This window comes from Ferroacidibacillus organovorans, from assembly GCF_001642725.1.
In the GTDB taxonomy this organism is placed as follows: Bacteria; Bacillota; Bacilli; order Alicyclobacillales; family SLC66; genus Ferroacidibacillus; species Ferroacidibacillus organovorans.
This window is the reverse complement of record NZ_LSUQ01000004.1, coordinates 54,367-72,107: the sequence shown is the minus strand read 5'-3', so window position 1 is coordinate 72,107 and position 17,741 is coordinate 54,367. Positions and strand designations below refer to the sequence as shown.

General features: G+C 54.3%; 17 protein-coding genes. All 17 read right to left on the bottom strand.

The genetic code is table 11. From position 1 onward, the window contains the following. Window positions 1-2 precede the first annotated feature (2 nt). Window positions 3-962, bottom strand: a complete 960-nt coding sequence (locus AYW79_RS02250; RefSeq protein WP_067561086.1) for an ABC transporter ATP-binding protein — start codon at window positions 960-962, stop codon at window positions 3-5. A gap of 275 nt (window positions 963-1,237) precedes the next feature. Beyond that, window positions 1,238-1,876, bottom strand: a complete 639-nt coding sequence (gene hisIE / locus AYW79_RS02245; RefSeq protein ID WP_067561084.1) for a bifunctional phosphoribosyl-AMP cyclohydrolase/phosphoribosyl-ATP diphosphatase HisIE — start codon at window positions 1,874-1,876, stop codon at window positions 1,238-1,240. Further along, on the bottom strand, window positions 1,873-2,631 hold the full coding sequence (gene hisF / locus AYW79_RS02240; RefSeq protein ID WP_067561082.1) for an imidazole glycerol phosphate synthase subunit HisF: 759 nt from the start codon (window positions 2,629-2,631) through the stop codon (window positions 1,873-1,875). Before hisF ends, hisIE begins: the two co-directional genes overlap by 4 nt. 1 nt (window position 2,632) lies before the next feature. Further along, the gene (locus tag AYW79_RS02235) at window positions 2,633-3,373 is read right to left on the bottom strand and encodes a 1-(5-phosphoribosyl)-5-[(5-phosphoribosylamino)methylideneamino]imidazole-4-carboxamide isomerase (RefSeq protein ID WP_067561080.1); all 741 of its coding nucleotides are present in this window, start codon (window positions 3,371-3,373) and stop codon (window positions 2,633-2,635) included. Further along, the gene (gene hisH / locus AYW79_RS02230; RefSeq protein WP_067561078.1) at window positions 3,351-4,037 is read right to left on the bottom strand and encodes an imidazole glycerol phosphate synthase subunit HisH; all 687 of its coding nucleotides are present in this window, start codon (window positions 4,035-4,037) and stop codon (window positions 3,351-3,353) included. The genes AYW79_RS02235 and hisH overlap by 23 nt, the downstream gene beginning before the upstream one ends. Continuing rightward, window positions 4,034-4,666, bottom strand: coding sequence for an ATP phosphoribosyltransferase (hisG, locus tag AYW79_RS02225; protein WP_067561076.1), 633 nt, complete (start codon window positions 4,664-4,666; stop codon window positions 4,034-4,036). Before hisG ends, hisH begins: the two co-directional genes overlap by 4 nt. Beyond that, window positions 4,660-5,898, bottom strand: a complete 1,239-nt coding sequence (gene hisZ, locus AYW79_RS02220) for an ATP phosphoribosyltransferase regulatory subunit (RefSeq protein ID WP_067561074.1) — start codon at window positions 5,896-5,898, stop codon at window positions 4,660-4,662. The genes hisG and hisZ overlap by 7 nt, the downstream gene beginning before the upstream one ends. 67 nt (window positions 5,899-5,965) lie before the next feature. Continuing rightward, window positions 5,966-6,490, bottom strand: coding sequence for an acyltransferase (locus AYW79_RS02215; protein WP_067561072.1), 525 nt, complete (start codon window positions 6,488-6,490; stop codon window positions 5,966-5,968). A gap of 97 nt (window positions 6,491-6,587) precedes the next feature. Continuing rightward, a complete protein-coding gene (hprK, locus tag AYW79_RS02210) occupies window positions 6,588-7,520 on the bottom strand; it encodes an HPr(Ser) kinase/phosphatase (RefSeq protein ID WP_067561071.1) in 933 nt (310 codons plus the stop codon). A 43-nt stretch (window positions 7,521-7,563) separates the two neighbouring features. Next, window positions 7,564-8,673, bottom strand: a complete 1,110-nt coding sequence (locus AYW79_RS02205) for an ABC transporter ATP-binding protein (RefSeq protein WP_067561069.1) — start codon at window positions 8,671-8,673, stop codon at window positions 7,564-7,566. 141 nt (window positions 8,674-8,814) lie between these two features. Next, window positions 8,815-9,834 (bottom strand): PucR family transcriptional regulator, encoded by a 1,020-nt coding sequence (locus AYW79_RS16035; RefSeq protein WP_067561067.1) that lies wholly within the window; start codon window positions 9,832-9,834, stop codon window positions 8,815-8,817. A 24-nt stretch (window positions 9,835-9,858) separates the two neighbouring features. Continuing rightward, window positions 9,859-10,539 (bottom strand): 5-oxoprolinase subunit B family protein, encoded by a 681-nt coding sequence (locus AYW79_RS02195; RefSeq protein WP_067561066.1) that lies wholly within the window; start codon window positions 10,537-10,539, stop codon window positions 9,859-9,861. Next, window positions 10,520-10,882: a tRNA-binding protein gene (locus tag AYW79_RS02190; protein WP_067561061.1), complete on the bottom strand. Its 363-nt coding sequence runs from the start codon at window positions 10,880-10,882 to the stop codon at window positions 10,520-10,522. The genes AYW79_RS02195 and AYW79_RS02190 overlap by 20 nt, the downstream gene beginning before the upstream one ends. A gap of 53 nt (window positions 10,883-10,935) precedes the next feature. Continuing rightward, window positions 10,936-13,797, bottom strand: coding sequence for an excinuclease ABC subunit UvrA (uvrA, locus tag AYW79_RS02185; protein ID WP_067561059.1), 2,862 nt, complete (start codon window positions 13,795-13,797; stop codon window positions 10,936-10,938). Between the two features lie 70 nt (window positions 13,798-13,867). Next, entirely contained in the window at window positions 13,868-15,844 is a 1,977-nt protein-coding gene (gene uvrB, locus AYW79_RS02180; RefSeq protein WP_067561169.1) for an excinuclease ABC subunit UvrB, read from the bottom strand. 134 nt (window positions 15,845-15,978) lie between these two features. Then, window positions 15,979-16,926 (bottom strand): flagellar motor protein MotB, encoded by a 948-nt coding sequence (locus tag AYW79_RS02175; protein ID WP_067561057.1) that lies wholly within the window; start codon window positions 16,924-16,926, stop codon window positions 15,979-15,981. Beyond that, window positions 16,919-17,728, bottom strand: a complete 810-nt coding sequence (locus AYW79_RS02170) for a flagellar motor protein (RefSeq protein WP_067561055.1) — start codon at window positions 17,726-17,728, stop codon at window positions 16,919-16,921. The genes AYW79_RS02175 and AYW79_RS02170 overlap by 8 nt, the downstream gene beginning before the upstream one ends. Window positions 17,729-17,741: the final 13 nt, after the last annotated feature.

Sequence of the window (17,741 nt, the reverse complement as noted above, 5' to 3'; positions counted from 1 at the left end):
TTTCAGACCAGCACGCAACGTGCTTGATAGTCACCACTTACGTCGCGAAGTCCCGGATCTGCATCAGCACACCGCTGCGTCGCGTGTTCACAGCGCGCCGCAAAGCGGCAACCCGCAGGCATGTTCTCGATGCTTGGCACAGCGCCTGGAATCGAATCAAGTCGCGTTTTGCGTTCATCAAGCTTTGGAATCGAGTTCAAAAGGCCAATCGTATAAGGATGCGTCGGATTGCGGAAAATATCGCGTACATTTCCTTGCTCAACGACTTTCCCAGCATACATGACAACGACGCGGTCACACATTTCTGCCACGACGCCAAGGTCATGCGTGATCAGCATCATCGCCATCTGGCGCTCCGCTTTCAACTTCCTCATCAGATCAAGGATCTGCGCCTGAATGGTCACGTCGAGCGCTGTCGTCGGTTCGTCTGCGATCAACAATTTTGGATCACACGCCATCGCAATCGCGATCATGACACGCTGACGCATACCACCAGAGAGACGGTGGGGGTACTCATCCACAATCTCTGCCGCGCGAGGAATGCCGACGAGATTGAGCAGTTCGATCGCCCGCGCTCGCGCCGCCGGCCCGCGCATCCCTTTGTGAATACGCAGCGACTCGGTAATCTGTTTGCCGATCTTGTGCACTGGATTGAGCGACGTCATCGGCTCCTGAAAGATCATTGCGATGTCGTTGCCTCGCACCTTGCGCATGTCCGCCTCAGACAGTTTCACGAGGTCGCGGTCTTCAAACTGAATGCTGCCGGATTGGATTTTTCCGTTTGCAGTAAGCAGTTTCATGATGGAAAGCGAAGTGACGCTCTTTCCACACCCTGACTCACCGACAATTCCTAGTGTTTCACCTTTGTCGATGTGAAAACTGACATCGTCAATCGCTGGCACATAGCCACTCGTCGTTCCAAAACTCGTCGTTAAATGTTCCACAGATAAAATGGTAGACATGGTCTCACCTCACCCATCTTACGTAACACGTACCGTTCTTTAAATCCACCTGGGACGGACATCCAAAAGTCCCTGAAAAAAACACGCGCTCTAACTTGTTATCACGTACGAACTATGGTAGCACATGCTTCGTTTACTTTCGATGAGAATCTTATTCCATAGAAACTAGAATGACCCAACACAATGGGTCACTCTATCATACGAAACTCGTATTCGTCAAATATCGACAATCGGTTTGAATGGGTTCACAAAAAAGTCCGAATGATCATTAGAATTTACTCAGTTTTTCGTGGTCGTTCGTAGCGCGTGGACAGTTCTTCTAGAACTGCAGACAGCGGAATTCCCGTATGTCGCAGCATGACAAACAGATGGTAAAGCAAGTCAGCCGCCTCATAGCGAATCTCCGTGGGATCATCATTTTTCACAGCGAGAATTACCTCTGAAGTCTCTTCGCCCAATTTTTTAAGAATTTTGTCGACACCTTTTTCAAACAGATAGGTCGTATAGGCACCTTCCGGCCGTTCTCTGTAGCGCTGATCAATCAGTGCTTCGAGCGCCGCCAGCACGCCATACGCCGCCTGGCTCTTGGCGACCCCTTCAAAACAAGAATAGGCGCCTGTGTGGCAGGCCGGTCCATGTGGCGAGACCCGATATAAAAGCGCGTCATGATCACAATCGCGATGAATCGAAAGTACCGTTTGTCGGTTGCCAGACGATGTGCCTTTATGCCAAAGTTCATTCCGAGAGCGGCTAAAGAGCCACGTCTCCCCTGTCTCCATCGTTCGCGCGACAGCCTCGCGATTCGCGTAGGCAAGCGTCAAGACAGCGTATGTCTGCGCGTCCTGAAGGATCACCGGAACGAGACCGTCACGGTCATAGGCGAGACGATCCAGATCAAAGTCGACACGGATCATCGGATCGACACTCCCCTTTCGCGAAGATTTTTTTTCACTTCTGTGACGGATGTCTCCGCAAAGTGAAAGATCGAAGCGGCAAGCGCAGCATCCGCGCCACCTGCTGTAAACACATCATAAAAGTGTTCTGCGCACCCCGCGCCACCCGACGCGATCACCGGGATGCTTACCGCGTCCGCGATCGCCCGCGTCAGCGCAAGGTCATATCCATCACGTTGCCCGTCTTCGTCAAAACTTGTGACAAGCAATTCTCCCGCGCCGCGCGCCTCCGCCTCTTTTGCCCAGGCGACCGCACTCTTCCCTGTGTTGATGCGACCGCCGCTCACCAGAACGTCCCACGATTGCTCTGTGCGCCGTTTCGCATCCAACGCGATCACGACACACTGAGAGCCAAAGCGCTTCGCCGACTCTGAGATCAACGCGGGATTTTTGACGGCAGCCGAATTGAGCGAAACCTTGTCGGCACCCGCCCGCAAGACGTCGCGCACTTCTGCAACCGATCCGATCCCTCCACCAACAGTAAAAGGAATGAAAACCTGAGCAGCCGTTTCACTCACGATGTCAAGCATCGTCCGCCGCCCTTCATGTGTCGCTGAGATGTCGAGCATCACAAGTTCATCTGCGCCCTGTTCATCATATCGCTTTGCGAGAATGACAGGATCCCCGGCATCGCGCTCATTCGCAAAAAACGACTGAAACTTTACCACGCGCCCATTTCGCACATCAAAACACGGAATGATCCGCTTCGTGATCACGCTACATCGGCACCTCCCCGGCGGTGAGATTCAGGGCATCACGCAAGGACATCCGCCCGTCGAGCAACGCTTTTCCTAAGATCACACCTGATACGCCCGCGTCCGCGCGCGCAATAATCTGCCTGACATCTGCCAGGTCTTTGACACCGCCAGAGACGATCACAGACAACCCGGAGCACTTGGAGAGTTCTACAGAACGTTCCAGGGAGGCACCTGCAAGCGTACCGTCTTTCGAAATATCGGTATGAATACAGTCTTCGAATCCGAACTCACACAGCGCTTTCGCGAGTGCGGTCGCTTCAAGCGTTTCCTCCGCCAGCCAACCAGCCGTCGCAACCTTCCCGTTTCGCGCATCAATCCCTACCGTGACGCTCTTTCCATACGTTTTGCGATAGCCTCCCGCAACCTCTGGCGCACGCGCCGCGACAGTGCCGAGGACGACCCGCCACACGCCGAGTTTCAGCCAGTACTCAATATCTTCTTCTGTCCGTATACCGCCGCCAAGTTCGATGTAAAGCCCCGTATCTTCAAGGATTTCACGGATACACTCCGCCGTTTGCGGTGTGCGCGTGCCACTTCGCGCCGCATCTAAATCAACGATGTGCAAATGGGTTGCGCCATCCTCCCGATAGCTGCGCGCGAGCTTGTGTGGATCCCCATAAGACGTGACACGCTCATAATCACCCTGATAGAGGCGAACTGCATCTCCTGAAAGAAGGTCAATCGCGGGCAAAATGTACACGCTCGACACCTCCTCGCGCTGATGTGGTGATTGTCTTTTCGTCGCGCGCCACACCGCTTTGATCCGGAAAAACGGCAAACTGTTTCAAAAGCTTTAAACCTGTGTTTGAACTTTTCTCAGGGTGAAACTGCATGCCTACGATGTTATTCTGCGCAACAATGGCCGGAACATCGACGCCATACTCTGCCGTCGCAAGAAGAATCGAATCATCTGCGACACGCACATAGTAACTATGGACAAAATACGCGTAATCTTCGCCCTCTAATGAAAGCGTGAGCGCGTGTCGGCGAGCGGGTTGCAACTGGTTCCACCCGACCTGCGGTATTTTATAAGGCCCCGGAATTCGTTCAACACGCCCCGGCAAGAGTCCGAGCCCCGCGTGATCGCCATGCTCAGAGCTCGCGTCAAAGAGGAGTTGCATGCCGAGGCAAATGCCAAGCAGCGGCCGGTTTGACGCCGCAAAGGCACGAATCGCTGTAACGAGATCGCGATCGTGGAGCAATTCCATCGCATCGCCAAACGCGCCAACCCCTGGGATCAAGAGTCGATCAAGCGCGTCAAACTCGGACGCCGATTGAATAACGACAGATGGTTCACCCAAATAGTCAAACGCCTTTTTTACACTGAACAGATTGCCGACACCGTAATCAAGGATTCCAATCACTGCGCAACACTTCCTTCACACAGCGAATCGCGGATGCGCGAAACGACGTGATCCACTTCGCTCCCGCGCACTTGGTAACTGCGGCGATTAGCAATGAGGCGTGTCGAAATGGCAGACAAAGACACGAGCTCGATGAGCCCATTTTCCTTCAACGTACGCCCTGTCTCGACAAGATCCACAATGCAGTCGGATAATCCGATGATCGGCGCCAGTTCCACACTGCCGCTCAGCGGAATAATTTCAATCTGACGACCGAGCGTGCGGAAATAGGCTTGCGCATAGCGCGGATACTTCGTGGCGACGCGCGTCACCCGTTTTACATCGAGCCCGCTTGGACCAGCCACGACAATTCGGCATCTTCCGTCTTGTAAGTCAATCAATTCGTGAACATCTGCCTGCGACTCATAGAGCACATCCTTGCCGACGACACCGAGGTCTGCGGCGCCGTGTTCAACATACACCGGAACGTCAGACGGTTTTGCCAATAAATAGCGCAAAGGGTGTTTTTTATCTTCAAGCACCAATTTGCGCGTGTCGAGCAATTCCTCCGGAGGCGAAAACCCAGCAGATCGCAAACGTTGCATCGTATCTTCAAGAATGCGTCCCTTGGCGAGTGCGACCGTCAGCATGTGATCCCTCCCTCACGCAGGAAAGCGCGATAGTCGTCTTGTAAACGCACATCGCCGTGTACGCGCGCTCCACTCACTTCAAGCACACGCATGATGCCACCAGAGCATCCCCCAGCCGTTTCACCCTCCGCACCCATTGCATCTGATGGCATGCGCTCTGTTCGGACGATCGAACCTTTTCGCCTCAGCCACTCAGCAAACGAGAGGGCAGACATCCGCCCCTTTTCAACATACCGCACCACGATCCTCTCCTCTTCTTCCTGTGGCTCCGCGACTACGCGCATGAGACGTTCAACGAAGAGGGCACAGCCAGTGGCAGGCAATGGTCGATCAAAGCACCCTAGCAGGTTGTCGTATCTTCCCCCCACACAGATCGGCTGCCCCAGATGCTCCGCATATCCTTCAAAGACTGGTCCCGTGTAGTAATCGTGGTCAAGGACAAGCCCTAAATCCACGTGCACATACTCAAGAACCCCATAGAGATCTAGTAAATCAAACAGCGTCAGAAGTTCGTCACAACACGCACGCCCTGCCGGATCGGTCGCGGCGCTTCGCGCCTGAAGCAGTGCCGTGCGCGTTCCGCGCACCCTTGGAAGCGACCGCACCGCGTCGTACCACGTCGCACTCTGGTAAGGCTTTAGCTCTGTCTCATATTGCACCCAGTCCTTCTCTAGCATCGCCTGACGCAAACCGCGTGCGAGAGTCTCGGGTATTTTTTCAAACCATGTTTGTACATACCCGGTGTGGCCAATCGCAATTCGGAACGTTTGAATGCCAAGCGCCTGCAGACTGCGCACCGCGAGCGCGATCACCTCGGCATCCGCTTCCAGTCCCTCATCGCCAATGCACTCAAACCCCGCCTGCGTCACTTCAATCGTCTGCTTCGCGCGCAATGTCGGCGTCTGATACGTTTTTGCCGCATACATCAAGCGCAGCGGCAATGGCTCGCGCGCAAGGAGGGTAGCCGCCACGCGCGCGACTGGCGTGGTCATCTCTGGCCGCAGTGCGAGGGTGTGCCCCGCTGGGTCAAACGTGCGAAAAAGCCGTTCCTCGTCATCTCGCAAAAGACCGAATTGAAACGTCTGCGAATACTCAAGCATCGGTGTCTCAATCTCGTCATAGTCAAACGTTTTCGCCGTATTGCGAATCGCATGGATGATCTGATTGCGTTGACGCATTGCATCTCCAAAGAAATCACGCGTTCCTACCGGTCTCTCCCAAGCACGCGCCATTTGCTCTCGTCCTTTTCCATACACTTTAGTGATTTAACATGCTAAAGCATCCGCTTGTACAATCCTATCATTCGGGCGTCGTTGCTGTCAATGAGCGAATGATTCGCGCAGGCACCCCTGCTGCAAATACGCCTGGCGGGACGTCGGATGAAACGACTGAGCCCGCCCCGATGACACTTCCGCTCCCGATCGTGACACCCGCGAGAATCGTTGAATTCGCTCCAATCATAACCTCATCGCCAATCGTGACTGGTCCGAATCGATACTCATGAATGAGGTATTCGTGTGTGAGTATCGTGGTCTGGTATCCGATGACACAATTTCGGCCAATCGAAATCCACTCGGGCTTCAGCATATCGAGCGTCACATCAAGCGCGATCGCCGTATGCACACCGATCTGTACCCCAAGCAGTCGCCGGTATATCGTATTTTTTAGTGAGAAACTGGGACAAACGCGAACCATTCGCTGGATGAGCACTGACCTTACGACACGAAAAAAAGGCACCGTCTCATAGAGACGATACAAGGGATTGCAGGGTTCTTTTCCAGTACGTTCAGGTAAGCGATAGACCGATACCTTGCGCGTCTCCACCACCTCCGACGCGCACAGTATGTCTCCGCCAGTCGGTTTTTACCCACCGCGTAGTGTAAGAAGCGTTTATTTTATTTCGCATTAGACCACATAGGACCTAATCTTCGTGCGCGTCCATCGAGGACATCAACTTTTCCGACAGTTCACGCGCCGCGTTGTACCCCATTCGTTTGAGGCGCTGATTCATCGCCGCCACCTCGATAATGATCGCAAGGTTTCGCCCCGGTCGCACAGGGATAATCAGACAGGTAAGATCTACATCGAGAATGCGCCGCTTGTCTTCATCGAGTCCGAGTCTGTCATACGAGCGATCATCCTGCCAAGCCTCAAGCTCAATGATCATTTCAATTTTCTTATGCGTGCGAATCGCGCCTGCGCCAAACAAGGTCATCGCGTTCAGTACGCCGAGTCCACGAATCTCAAGCAAATGCTGCAAGAGGGGAGGCGCCATCCCCACCAGCGTGTCCTCAGAAATCCGGCGAATTTCCACCGCGTCATCCGCCACCATGCGATGACCTCTTTTGAGCAGTTCGAGCGCTGTCTCACTCTTCCCAATGCCACTTGACCCGGTCATCAAAATGCCGATCCCGTACACGTCCACCAAGACACCATGGACGAGCGTTTCTGGCGCGAGGTGAAGTTCGAGAAAGGTTGTGATCTGAGCAATAAACTTAGGCGTCGAAAGGCGCGTCCGAAGAAGCGGAACGCCGTATTGTTCCGCTTCTTCACGCAGTTCATCTGAGATTTCCTGGTTGCGCGTCACTACGATACAGGGGGTCTGCTCAAAACTACAGATCCGCTTCAGTCGCTCACGCGCGTCCATCGCATCGATGGAGCTTAGGAAAGCCAGTTCTGTGCGCCCCAGCACCTGCACGCGATCGGATGGATAATACACGAGAAATCCGGCGAGCCCGAGGCCCGGACGATTGATCTCCTCTGAGTTGATCGTGCGCGCTAAACCGATTCCGCTGCCGATCAATTCAAGATTTAACTCTTCCACGAGTTGAGCGACCGTGACAAACCCGCTCATCGCGCAGCCCCCTTCCTATCAGAAGCTTGGGGATATAAGGTCATCACAGAATGGACAGTTCCGTCTCTTTGTCAAACATGTGAATCTTGCTCATGTCCATCACGAGTCTCACGTTTTCTGAAGCGTGCACGTCACTGCGCGCGACAATCCGTCCCGTAACCTGCTGGCCGCTGAGGTCCATCATCAAGTACATTTCCGACCCCATATGCTCAACCACTTCGATCACCGCTTCAAAAATGCCACCCGGATACGTCTCCGTGTAGACAGGCTCATCGTGGATGTGTTCTGGGCGAATGCCGAGCACCATCTCTTTACCAACCGCGCCCGCTGCACGCACCGCTTCGTGGCGTCCCTCCGGGATTTCTAGTGACAGTCCTTGCGCTACAAAGCGCAGTTTTCCGTTTTGTTCTTCAACCTGACCGTTGATAAAGTTCATGGAAGGTGAACCGATAAATCCAGCCACAAACAGATTGCGCGGATGATTGTAGATCTCTTGCGGGGTTGCCACCTGCTGAATAAAACCGTCTTTCATAACGACGATGCGATCGCCCATCGTCATCGCTTCCGTCTGATCGTGTGTGACATAGATGAACGTCGTTTGCAAGCGCTTGTGAAGTTTACTGATCTCTGTGCGCATCGCGACGCGCAACTTCGCGTCAAGGTTTGAAAGTGGCTCGTCCATCAAAAACGCCTGTGGTTCTCGGACAATCGCGCGTCCCAGCGCGACGCGTTGACGTTGCCCGCCAGAAAGCGCCTTTGGTTTTCTCGCCAACAAGTGGGTGATATCGAGGATTTGCGCCGCATCGCGCACGCGCTTGTCAATCTCAGCTTTTGGGAAGCGTCGCAGTTTGAGCCCAAACGCCATATTTTGATACACCGTCATGTGCGGATAGAGCGCGTAGTTCTGGAATACCATCGCAATATCGCGATCTTTTGGCGCGACGTCATTCATGCGACGTTGACCAATCATCAAATCGCCGTCCGAGATCTCTTCGAGCCCCGCAATCATGCGGAGTGTCGTGGATTTTCCGCAACCCGATGGGCCAACCAGGACGATAAACTCTTTATCTGCAATTTCAAGATTAAAATCGGTCACTGCGACAACGTTGCCGGTATAGCGTTTGTATACGTTTTTCAAAATTACTTCTGCCAAGGCTGTGAGCCCCTTTCAAAAAGTCGATGCGTTTCACTACTTTCGGTAGTATAGCCCGACTTGCCCACACCCCACCATATGGCACTCTACACAAAGTTCCACACCAATGTTTAGGCAGTTCGCGCGCCGAAAAATATTCGTTCACAGTCTACGCAAGAGAAGAGCCGCCCACACCGTCACCGCGTCGTCGAACCGACGAACGTCGTAGCCGGTCAATTCGCGTATGCGCTCAATCCGATACAGCAAGCTGTTGCGGTGCAGATAGAGTTTGCGCGCGGTTTCGCTCATGTTTAGATCGCATGCCACAAACGTCATCACCGTCTGCTCAAGCTCTGCCCCAAGCGTCATCGTGACAGACGGCGTGATCGTGTGCGCCGCATATGCCTGTCGCAAGTGCGGACGCAAGCCAAACAGCAATTCATAGACGCCGAGTCCCTGGGCCGTGAGCACGCGCGATTCTGGCGTGAGCGCCTCAGCGGTCATCACGACAAACAGCATGCGCCGAAGGGTCAGGAGCAATTCTGGCAAACTGCGCACCGCACCGCTATAGACCGCGCGCGCATCGATAAACGACTCAGATACCAGACCATCGACGAGCGCCTCAGCTGTTTCCCTAGGACTGTGCATATCTTCATCCGCATGCCTTGGAAAAACGCACACGACAAGCGCCTGGTCATATGTAAAGTAAAACTCACCGGAAGAGGCTTCGGCGAGCGAGTGAAGCGCGCTCTGCAATTCTTGACGCGTATCTTCTTTCGGTGTGTCGTGAGGCCGCACGCCAATCAAGTAGACGGGCCAACTCCACGGAACAGGCGTTTCTTCAACTTCATCTTCGATCCGAATCGCGCGTGGAAAAGGCTCCGGCGCTTCCCGCAGCGCGGCGTGAATCTCCTCTTGCCATCTCGGTTTTTCCAGCGTTTCGTCCTGATGATTCGTCAGCAAAAGGCGTAACAGCGTCTCTTCCGTTTTCGTCAATTGCGAAACGTGATACGCGACATAGTACTTTTTCCCGTGTTCGATCCAGGCAAAACAGCGCTGATCGCGCACGGTGCTCCCGCGTACCAATGCATCGAACGATTCGGCCTGGAACGCTTCTGGAGGCTCGTGATTGATCCGTAGTCGCCCCGCAAAAACGCGTTCAAGTTCGCGGATATAGCTCATCTCTGTTTCACCCTCCGTTCCTCGCTACGCGTCGACGGAGCGAAATACCACGCGGTCGCCAAAACCCAGACGCGCAGGCGGATCGGCATCCCACTGCCACAGCGCACCGGGCAGTGGATCAACGAGCGTCCCCAAAATCCACCATCCCCCAGCGCTCGCCGAAGGATAGATCCCCGTATAACCAGCTGCGATTGCCACCGCCCCAGGGAACACCTGAACGCGCGGAACAGCTTTGCGCGGTAGGTAAAGCGAATCCGGGAGGCCTTCGAGGTAGGCAAACCCTGGCACAAAACCCGCCGCGTCAACGATGTACGTCTGGCTCGTGTGCCGCGCGATCACGTCTGAAACGGAGAGGTTGACACGGCGTGCGACCTCTTCCAGATCGGTATCCTCGCCACCATAGCGCACGGTACACGCATGCAACTTTGGTTTTTGCGAAATGAACGCAGTCTCGCCTTGCCCCACAGCGTAAAGCCATGCGCAAATCACGGTGTGGAGCGCTGCTCGATCCGCGGAAATTTCGCGATCACGAGGCGGTGCTTGAAGATACAGCATCGCGTCTTCTCCCACACAAACGACCTCGCGCAGCCACGCTGGACGGACGGACAACACCAACGCATGGCGCAAGTCACGTGAAACGCCCTCAACGAGCGTCGCGTCATCGCCAAACCACGTGACGCGCATCTCAGGCAATCGGCGCGCCAAGCGGCACCGCGCGCTCTGGCGTGAGAAGTGTGACCGCCCCATCGTCATGCAGAGCACCGAGCACCAACACTTCCGATGTGAACCCGCCGATCAAACGCGGCGGAAAATTTACGACAGCGACAATCTGCCGTCCGATCAGATCTTCAGGCTGATACTGAACGGTGAGCTGAGCCGAACTCTTTTTGACGCCGAGTGTGCCAAAGTCGATCGTCAACTGATAGGCAGGTTTCTTCGCCTTCGGATGAAGCACAGCCGTTAGAATTTTCCCCACCCGCACCTCCAGTGCGGTAAACGCTTCGTAGGCAGTCTCCTCTTTTCGCTGAGAAGCATCATCCGTTACCATTCACAAAACCCCTTTTCACGCAACTCCCTGCCGCCCGCACCTGCTCTGCCGCCCTAAAGTGCAACCGTTTCACGCAACTCCGCGCGTGCCCGATCCCGCTCAAGCACAGGCGCAAGATATTGACCTGTATACGACTCAGGGGACTTTGCGATCTTCTCAGGTGTGCCGCTCGCGACGAGTCGCCCCCCCTGATCGCCGCCTTCAGGTCCGAGATCGATCAGGTAATCCGCCGTCTTGATCACATCCAGATTATGTTCGATCACGACCACCGTATCCCCTGCATCAACGAGTCGTTGAAGCACGATCAACAGTCGCTCAATGTCTGCGGCGTGAAGTCCCGTCGTTGGCTCGTCCAAAATGTACAAGGTTCTCCCTGTGCTGCGGCGATGCAGTTCAGACGCCAACTTTACGCGCTGCGCTTCGCCGCCCGACATGGTTGTCGCAGGCTGTCCCAGGCGCATGTAGTTGAGTCCCACATCAGAGAGCGTCTGTAGCTTGCGCGCAATTTTAGGAACGTTTTCAAAATACGTCAGCGCCTCTTCGATCGTCATGTCGAGGACGTCCGCGATCGAGCGCCCCTTGTAGTGCACCTCAAGCGTCTCACGGTTGTAGCGTCGACCCTTGCAAATTTCACACGGCACGTACACATCCGGGAGAAAGTGCATCTCGATCTTGATGATGCCGTCACCGCGACACGCCTCGCACCGACCTCCGCGCACGTTAAAACTGAAACGTCCCTTCTTATACCCGCGCACCTTTGCTTCCTGCGTCGTCGCAAACACATCGCGGATGTCGTCAAACACCCCTGTGTATGTCGCTGGATTCGACCGCGGCGTGCGTCCGATCGGCGATTGGTCGATATCGATCACTTTGTCGAGGTGCTCAAGTCCGCGAATCTCATCGTGGCGCCCGGCGCGAATCCGCGCGCGATTGAGTTTTGCCGCGAGCGCTTTGTGGAGAATTTCATTGACGAGCGTGCTTTTTCCCGACCCAGAAACGCCTGTCACACACGTAAATACGCCGAGCGGGAAGCGCACCGAGAGATTCTTTAGATTGTTTTCTTTCGCACCGCGAACCTCGACCACTCGGCCGTCTGATTGACGACGCGCCGGAGGAATCGGAATCGAACGTCGGCCGCTGAGGTACATGCCCGTAATCGAATGCGGGTGGTCCATCACCTCTTGAACCGTTCCTTGCGCAACGACATGACCGCCATGCTCACCCGCGCCGGGTCCAATGTCAATGATCTGATCGGCCGCAAACATCGTATCCTCGTCGTGCTCCACGACAATCAGCGTGTTCCCGAGATCGCGCATCTGTGTCAGCGTGCGAATCAGTCGCGCATTGTCACGCTGGTGAAGTCCAATGCTCGGTTCATCCAAAATGTACAGTACACCGACGAGGCTAGAACCAATCTGTGTCGCCAACCGAATGCGCTGCGCCTCACCACCCGACAGCGTTCCTGCCGCGCGCGCCAGCGTGAGATAATTGAGTCCCACATCACGCAAGAAACCGAGCCGCGCGCCGATCTCCTTCAGAATGAGGTGCGCAATCTGCAGCTCCTTTTCCGTAAGCGTAAGCGCCTCAAAGAATGCGATCGCTTCGACGATCGACCGCTCCGTGACATCTGCGATGGATGCACCTGCGATGCGCACGGCGAGACTCTCTGGCTTCAATCGCTTCCCGCGACAGGCCGGGCATGGCCGACTGCTCATGAACTCCTCGACAAACTCGCGAATATAGTCAGACGCCGTCTCGCGATAACGTCGTTCAAGATTGTGGACAACCCCTTCAAAGGGCACTTCTGCCTGTTTGACTTGCCCAAAATCATTTTCATAAGTAAATTTGATTTTTTGTCCTTTGATGCCATAAAAGAGTTGGTCAAGCGCAGCCTGGTCCACATCCTTGATCGGCACATCCGTCGCGATCCCAAGGTGCCTGCAGGCGCTCTCAAGCAGTCGCGGATAATAGGTTGACGTCGTCCCCGCCCACGGCACAATGCCGCCTTCGTCGATCGTCTTGCCCGGATCGGGAATGACCAAGTCCAAGTCGACCTCCTGCTTGGCGCCAAGCCCCGTACACGCTTCGCACGCGCCAAACGGGCTATTGAATGAAAACATACGGGGCGCAAGCTCATCAACGCTATACCCGCAATTCGGACAGGCGAGATTCTGACTGAACAGGAGCTCCTCCTGTTCCAGCACGTCAACGATGACCGTCCCCCCCGAAAGCGTCAGCGCATTTTCCAATGACTCTGCAACGCGCGTGCGCACGTCTTCTTTCACGATGATACGGTCAATCACCACGGCGATCGTGTGTTTTTTATTCTTCTCAAGCTTGATCTCTTCACCCAACTCACGCAGTTCACCGTCAACACGCACCCGCACGTAGCCACTTCGCATCAGGTCCTCAAAGACCTTTTGGTGTTCACCCTTTTTCCCCGTGATGACTGGGGCGAGAATCTGAATCCGGGCGCGCTCGGGAAGCGTTAAGACACGATCGACCATTTGATCGATCGTTTGAGAGGAAATCGGCGTGCCACACTTCGGACAATGCGGGATGCCGATACGCGCAAAGAGCAACCGCAGATAGTCATAGATCTCGGTCACCGTGCCCACCGTCGAGCGCGGGTTTCGGCTCGTCGTTTTCTGATCAATGCTAATCGCGGGAGACAGCCCTTCAATCGAATCGACGTCCGGCTTGTCCATCTGCCCCAGAAACTGTCGGGCGTACGCCGAAAGCGATTCGACATACCTCCGCTGTCCCTCTGCGTACAGCGTGTCAAACGCGAGCGATGATTTCCCTGAACCGCTAAGTCCGGTGAATACGACCAACTTATCGCGCGGAATGACCACATCTATGTTTTTTAAGTTATGCGCGCGCGCGCCTTTAATCACAATCGATTCGTGTGCCATTCGGGCCTCCAAACGAGTCTTGTCTCTGCTCGCGACCGCGTTCGTCGCACCTCGCGTTTTATTGCGTCCCTCAGGACGCAGACAACTCAATCAACATATCACGCAACTCTGCCGCACGTTCAAACTGCAACGATTTTGCCGCCTCTTTCATTTCCTGTTCCAAACGCCCGATCAACTCGCGGCGCTCCGCTTTGGTCATCTTTGCAACTTTCGTCGCTAGTTCTTCCCCATCAGAGACGAGTTTCGTCGCTTCTATCACATCGCGCACCGCTTTATGAATCGTCTGCGGTGTGATGCCGTGAGCCTCGTTGTGCTCCGACTGGAGTAAACGCCTGCGCTCCGTCTCTGAAATCGCCAGCTTCATCGAGTCAGTGTACACATCGGCGTACATGATCACCTCGCCCGACGCGTTGCGCGCGGCTCTTCCAATCGTCTGAATCAGCGACCGCCACGCTCGCAAAAAGCCTTCTTTGTCCGCATCGAGGATGGCGACGAGTGATACTTCAGGCAAATCAAGCCCTTCACGCAAGAGGTTGATTCCGATCAGCACATCAAAAACGCCAATCCTCAAATCGCGCAGTATCGCCATGCGCTCAAGCGTCTTAATGTCGCTGTGCAGATAGCGCACCTTGATGCCTACCTCTTTCAAATAATCGGTGAGGTCTTCTGACATCTTCTTCGTGAGCGTAGTTACCAGAACGCGCTCTTGACGGGCGATCCGCTTGCGAATCTCCGCGATCAGATCGTCAATCTGTCCTTTAATTGGCCGCACTGTGATGAGCGGATCGAGCAGTCCCGTCGGGCGGATGATCTGCTCTACTTTTTGCGCGCTCACCTTCAACTCATAATCCCCAGGCGTCGCCGAGACAAAGATCGTCTGATACTTGTACATCGAAAGCTCTTCAAAACGCAGCGGACGATTGTCAGCAGCAGACGGCAGCCGAAAACCGTGTTCGATCAGCGTCAATTTTCGCGAGCGATCCCCACCGTACATACCGTGCAACTGCGGGATCGTCACGTGCGACTCATCAATCACCAAGAGAAAATCATCTGGAAAGTAATCAAACAGGGTATAGGGAGGGTCTCCGGCCGAGCGGCCGTCTAAATGACGCGAGTAATTTTCAATGCCTGAGCAAAAACCGACCTCCTGCATCATCTCAAGATCGTAGTTTGTGCGCTGCTCTAACCGCTGCGCCTCAAGCAGACGTCCTGCAGATCGCAACTCGGAGAGGCGCTCTAAAAGTTCCGCGCGTATCGATGCCGCCGCTCTCTCAATCGTCTCTTTTCCCGAGACATAGTGGGACGCCGGAAAAATGGCGACATGCTCGCGCCGGCCGATCATTTCACCGGTCAGGATATCGACTGCCGTAATGCGTTCAATCTCTTCCCCAAAAAACTCGACGCGAAGCGCCTGTTCCCCGTGCGATGCCGGAACAATTTCAACGACATCTCCGCGTACGCGAAAGGTTCCGCGCACAAAGTTCACATCATTTCGCTCGTACTGCATATCTACGAGTCGCCGCAGCATCTCGTTGCGCGGTTTCTCCATGCCCACACGCAGCGAGAGAACGTTTTCTTTATAGCGAAATGGCGAACCTAGTCCGAAAATGCTTGAGACACTCGCGACAACAAGAACGTCATTTCGTTCAAACAGCGAACTCGTCGCAGAGTGCCTCAGTTTATCGATCTCGTCATTCGTTTTCGCGTCTTTCTCAATAAACGTATCGGTGTGCGGAATATACGCTTCCGGTTGATAGTAATCGTAATAACTGACAAAGTACTCAACAGCGTTTTTGGGGAAAAATTCTTTAAACTCGGACGTGAGCTGTGCGGCGAGCGTCTTGTTGTGCGCAATCACAAGCGTTGGCTTGTTGATCTTTGCGACGACGTTAGCCACGGTAAACGTCTTTCCAGAACCCGTGACGCCGAGCAGCGTCTGAAAGCGATCACCTTTTTGTATGCCTGATGTCAATTGTTCAATCGCTTTCGGTTGGTCGCCCGTCGGCTCATACTCAGACACCAGTTCAAACGATCCTGGCAGTGCCATCGCAAACAGCCTCCCATCATCACCCATCATCTCTTCGCATTATATACGATCATACGTTCGATGGAAATGGAAGAGGACAGACTTTGGTTCGCAATTTTTCGCCACACCGCTACGCCGTCCGCGTCGCAACAGCATCACGGATGAGTTGGTGCACCGCTTTGCACCGATTTTGACTGAAGGACAATGGGGATTTGCAGATTGCTTGGCGTCGTGTTTTGGGAGATCAGCACATTGCGATTCACACCGACTGCCGGTGTGATCGCAGCGAGGGCGTTCGGCTGTGCGCCAAACGATGACTCCCCTTGTTGCAGGGAGTACGTACTGCGCAGGATGACGATATTGACGCGGCGATTCTGCTGTCGCCCAGCCGCTGTGGAATTTGGCACGACCGGGTGGTACTGACCGTAACCGACGGCGCTCAGACGCGTCGGATTGACCCCAAACTGAATCAAATCTTCAACGACATTGAGCGCGCGACCCGTCGACAGCTCCCAGTTCGACGGAAACTGCGCAGTGTGAATCGGCACGTTGTCCGTGTACCCTTCAATCTGGATCTGATTCGAAAGGGTTTGCAAAAAAGGGACAAGTTGTTGCAAGACATGCACCGCCTGCGGGCGAATTTGGTCCTGTCCCGTCGCAAAAAGGACGACATCCCTTAATGTGATTTGAATTCCCCGCTGTTGATTGGTAATCGAAAGACTGTTTTCCAAACCGCGCTTTGAGACAAACTGTTTCAACTCTTGATAGAGATTTGAAAACTTGACGTCTTCTTTTAGAATGTTTTGCAGTTGGATCATTTGCGCTTTGCTGCCAGCCTTCAGACTAAATCCCTGATTGTGTCCCTGGGTTGGATTCTCTGCCGCGAGGAGTGCCGTCTTTCCTAATCCTTGCAAAGGTATTTGATTGCTCGGGTTGAGCGCCGCATTCAGTGATTCAGAGAGCGTCATAAACTTTGCCACGTCAACTTTGGACATGGCGTACATGATGACAAAAAAGATGAGCAAGAGGGTAATCAAGTCCGAGTAAGTGATCAACCAGCGCTCGGAGTTCTCTTTTACGACCGACTTTTTTCGTCTAGGCATTCGCTACCTCCGACTCGGACGACGCTGACCCTTTCTTGCCTTGACTGCGTTCACGCATGCGCGGTGCGAGGAACACTTTCAACTTCTGATCCAAAACAGTCGGATTTTCTCCAGCTTGAATCGACAGTACACCTTCTACCATAATTTCACGCAACAAGATCTCTTCTTTAGAGCGCTGCTTGAGCTTAGAGGCCAGCGGCAACCACAGCAGGTTTGCACTGCCCACCCCATAGAGGGTTGCAATAAACGCAGTCGCAATGAGCGGTCCGAGCGTGCTGACATTCGTCAGGTTGCTCAATACGTGAATGAGCCCCGTGACCGTTCCGATGATCCCCATCGTCGGAGCGAAACCACCTGCCGACTCAAAAACAGCGACCCCCGCTTCGTGCCGCGCCTCCATGTAGCCAATCTCTGTTTCAAGGATGCTGCGGACGAGTTCCGGGTCAACGCCATCGACCACAAGCTGAACTGCATTTTTAAAGAACACATCCTGCATCCCCTCCAGCTTGTCCTCAAGCGAGAGAATACCCTCCCGCCTTGCAGACGTCGCGAGCGCCACAAGCTGTTCGATCGCCGCCAAACTGTCGAGCTTCTGCTGCTTGAATGCGATGCTAAAAAGCGAGCCCACCATTTTCAATTGTTTTGCTGAAAAAGAAATGATGACAGCGCCAGCCGTCCCGCCAAACACGATAATGGCGGCAGACAGACCTAACAAAGCGAGCGGAGAGCCGCCTTCCATGACAAACGCGACAATCAGCGAAGCAAACCCGAGTATGATGCCGCCTATGGTTGTAAGATCCATCCTCTAACTCCCT

What these genes read in the sequence shown, in the direction of transcription:
- hisIE (WP_067561084.1), bottom strand. Translation starts at nt 1,876, where the DNA reads ATGATCCGTGTCGACTTTGATCTGGATCGTCTCGCCTATGACCGTGAC.
- AYW79_RS02250 (WP_067561086.1), bottom strand. Translation starts at nt 962, where the DNA reads ATGTCTACCATTTTATCTGTGGAACATTTAACGACGAGTTTTGGAACG.
- hisG (WP_067561076.1), bottom strand. Translation starts at nt 4,666, where the DNA reads ATGCTGACGGTCGCACTCGCCAAGGGACGCATTCTTGAAGATACGATG.
- AYW79_RS02190 (WP_067561061.1), bottom strand. Translation starts at nt 10,882, where the DNA reads ATGGTAACGGATGATGCTTCTCAGCGAAAAGAGGAGACTGCCTACGAA.
- uvrA (WP_067561059.1), bottom strand. Translation starts at nt 13,797, where the DNA reads ATGGCACACGAATCGATTGTGATTAAAGGCGCGCGCGCGCATAACTTA.
- AYW79_RS16035 (WP_067561067.1), bottom strand. Translation starts at nt 9,834, where the DNA reads ATGAGCTATATCCGCGAACTTGAACGCGTTTTTGCGGGGCGACTACGG.
- AYW79_RS02175 (WP_067561057.1), bottom strand. Translation starts at nt 16,926, where the DNA reads ATGCCTAGACGAAAAAAGTCGGTCGTAAAAGAGAACTCCGAGCGCTGG.
- uvrB (WP_067561169.1), bottom strand. Translation starts at nt 15,844, where the DNA reads ATGGCACTGCCAGGATCGTTTGAACTGGTGTCTGAGTATGAGCCGACG.
- AYW79_RS02170 (WP_067561055.1), bottom strand. Translation starts at nt 17,728, where the DNA reads ATGGATCTTACAACCATAGGCGGCATCATACTCGGGTTTGCTTCGCTG.
- hisZ (WP_067561074.1), bottom strand. Translation starts at nt 5,898, where the DNA reads ATGGCGCGTGCTTGGGAGAGACCGGTAGGAACGCGTGATTTCTTTGGA.
- hprK (WP_067561071.1), bottom strand. Translation starts at nt 7,520, where the DNA reads ATGAGCGGGTTTGTCACGGTCGCTCAACTCGTGGAAGAGTTAAATCTT.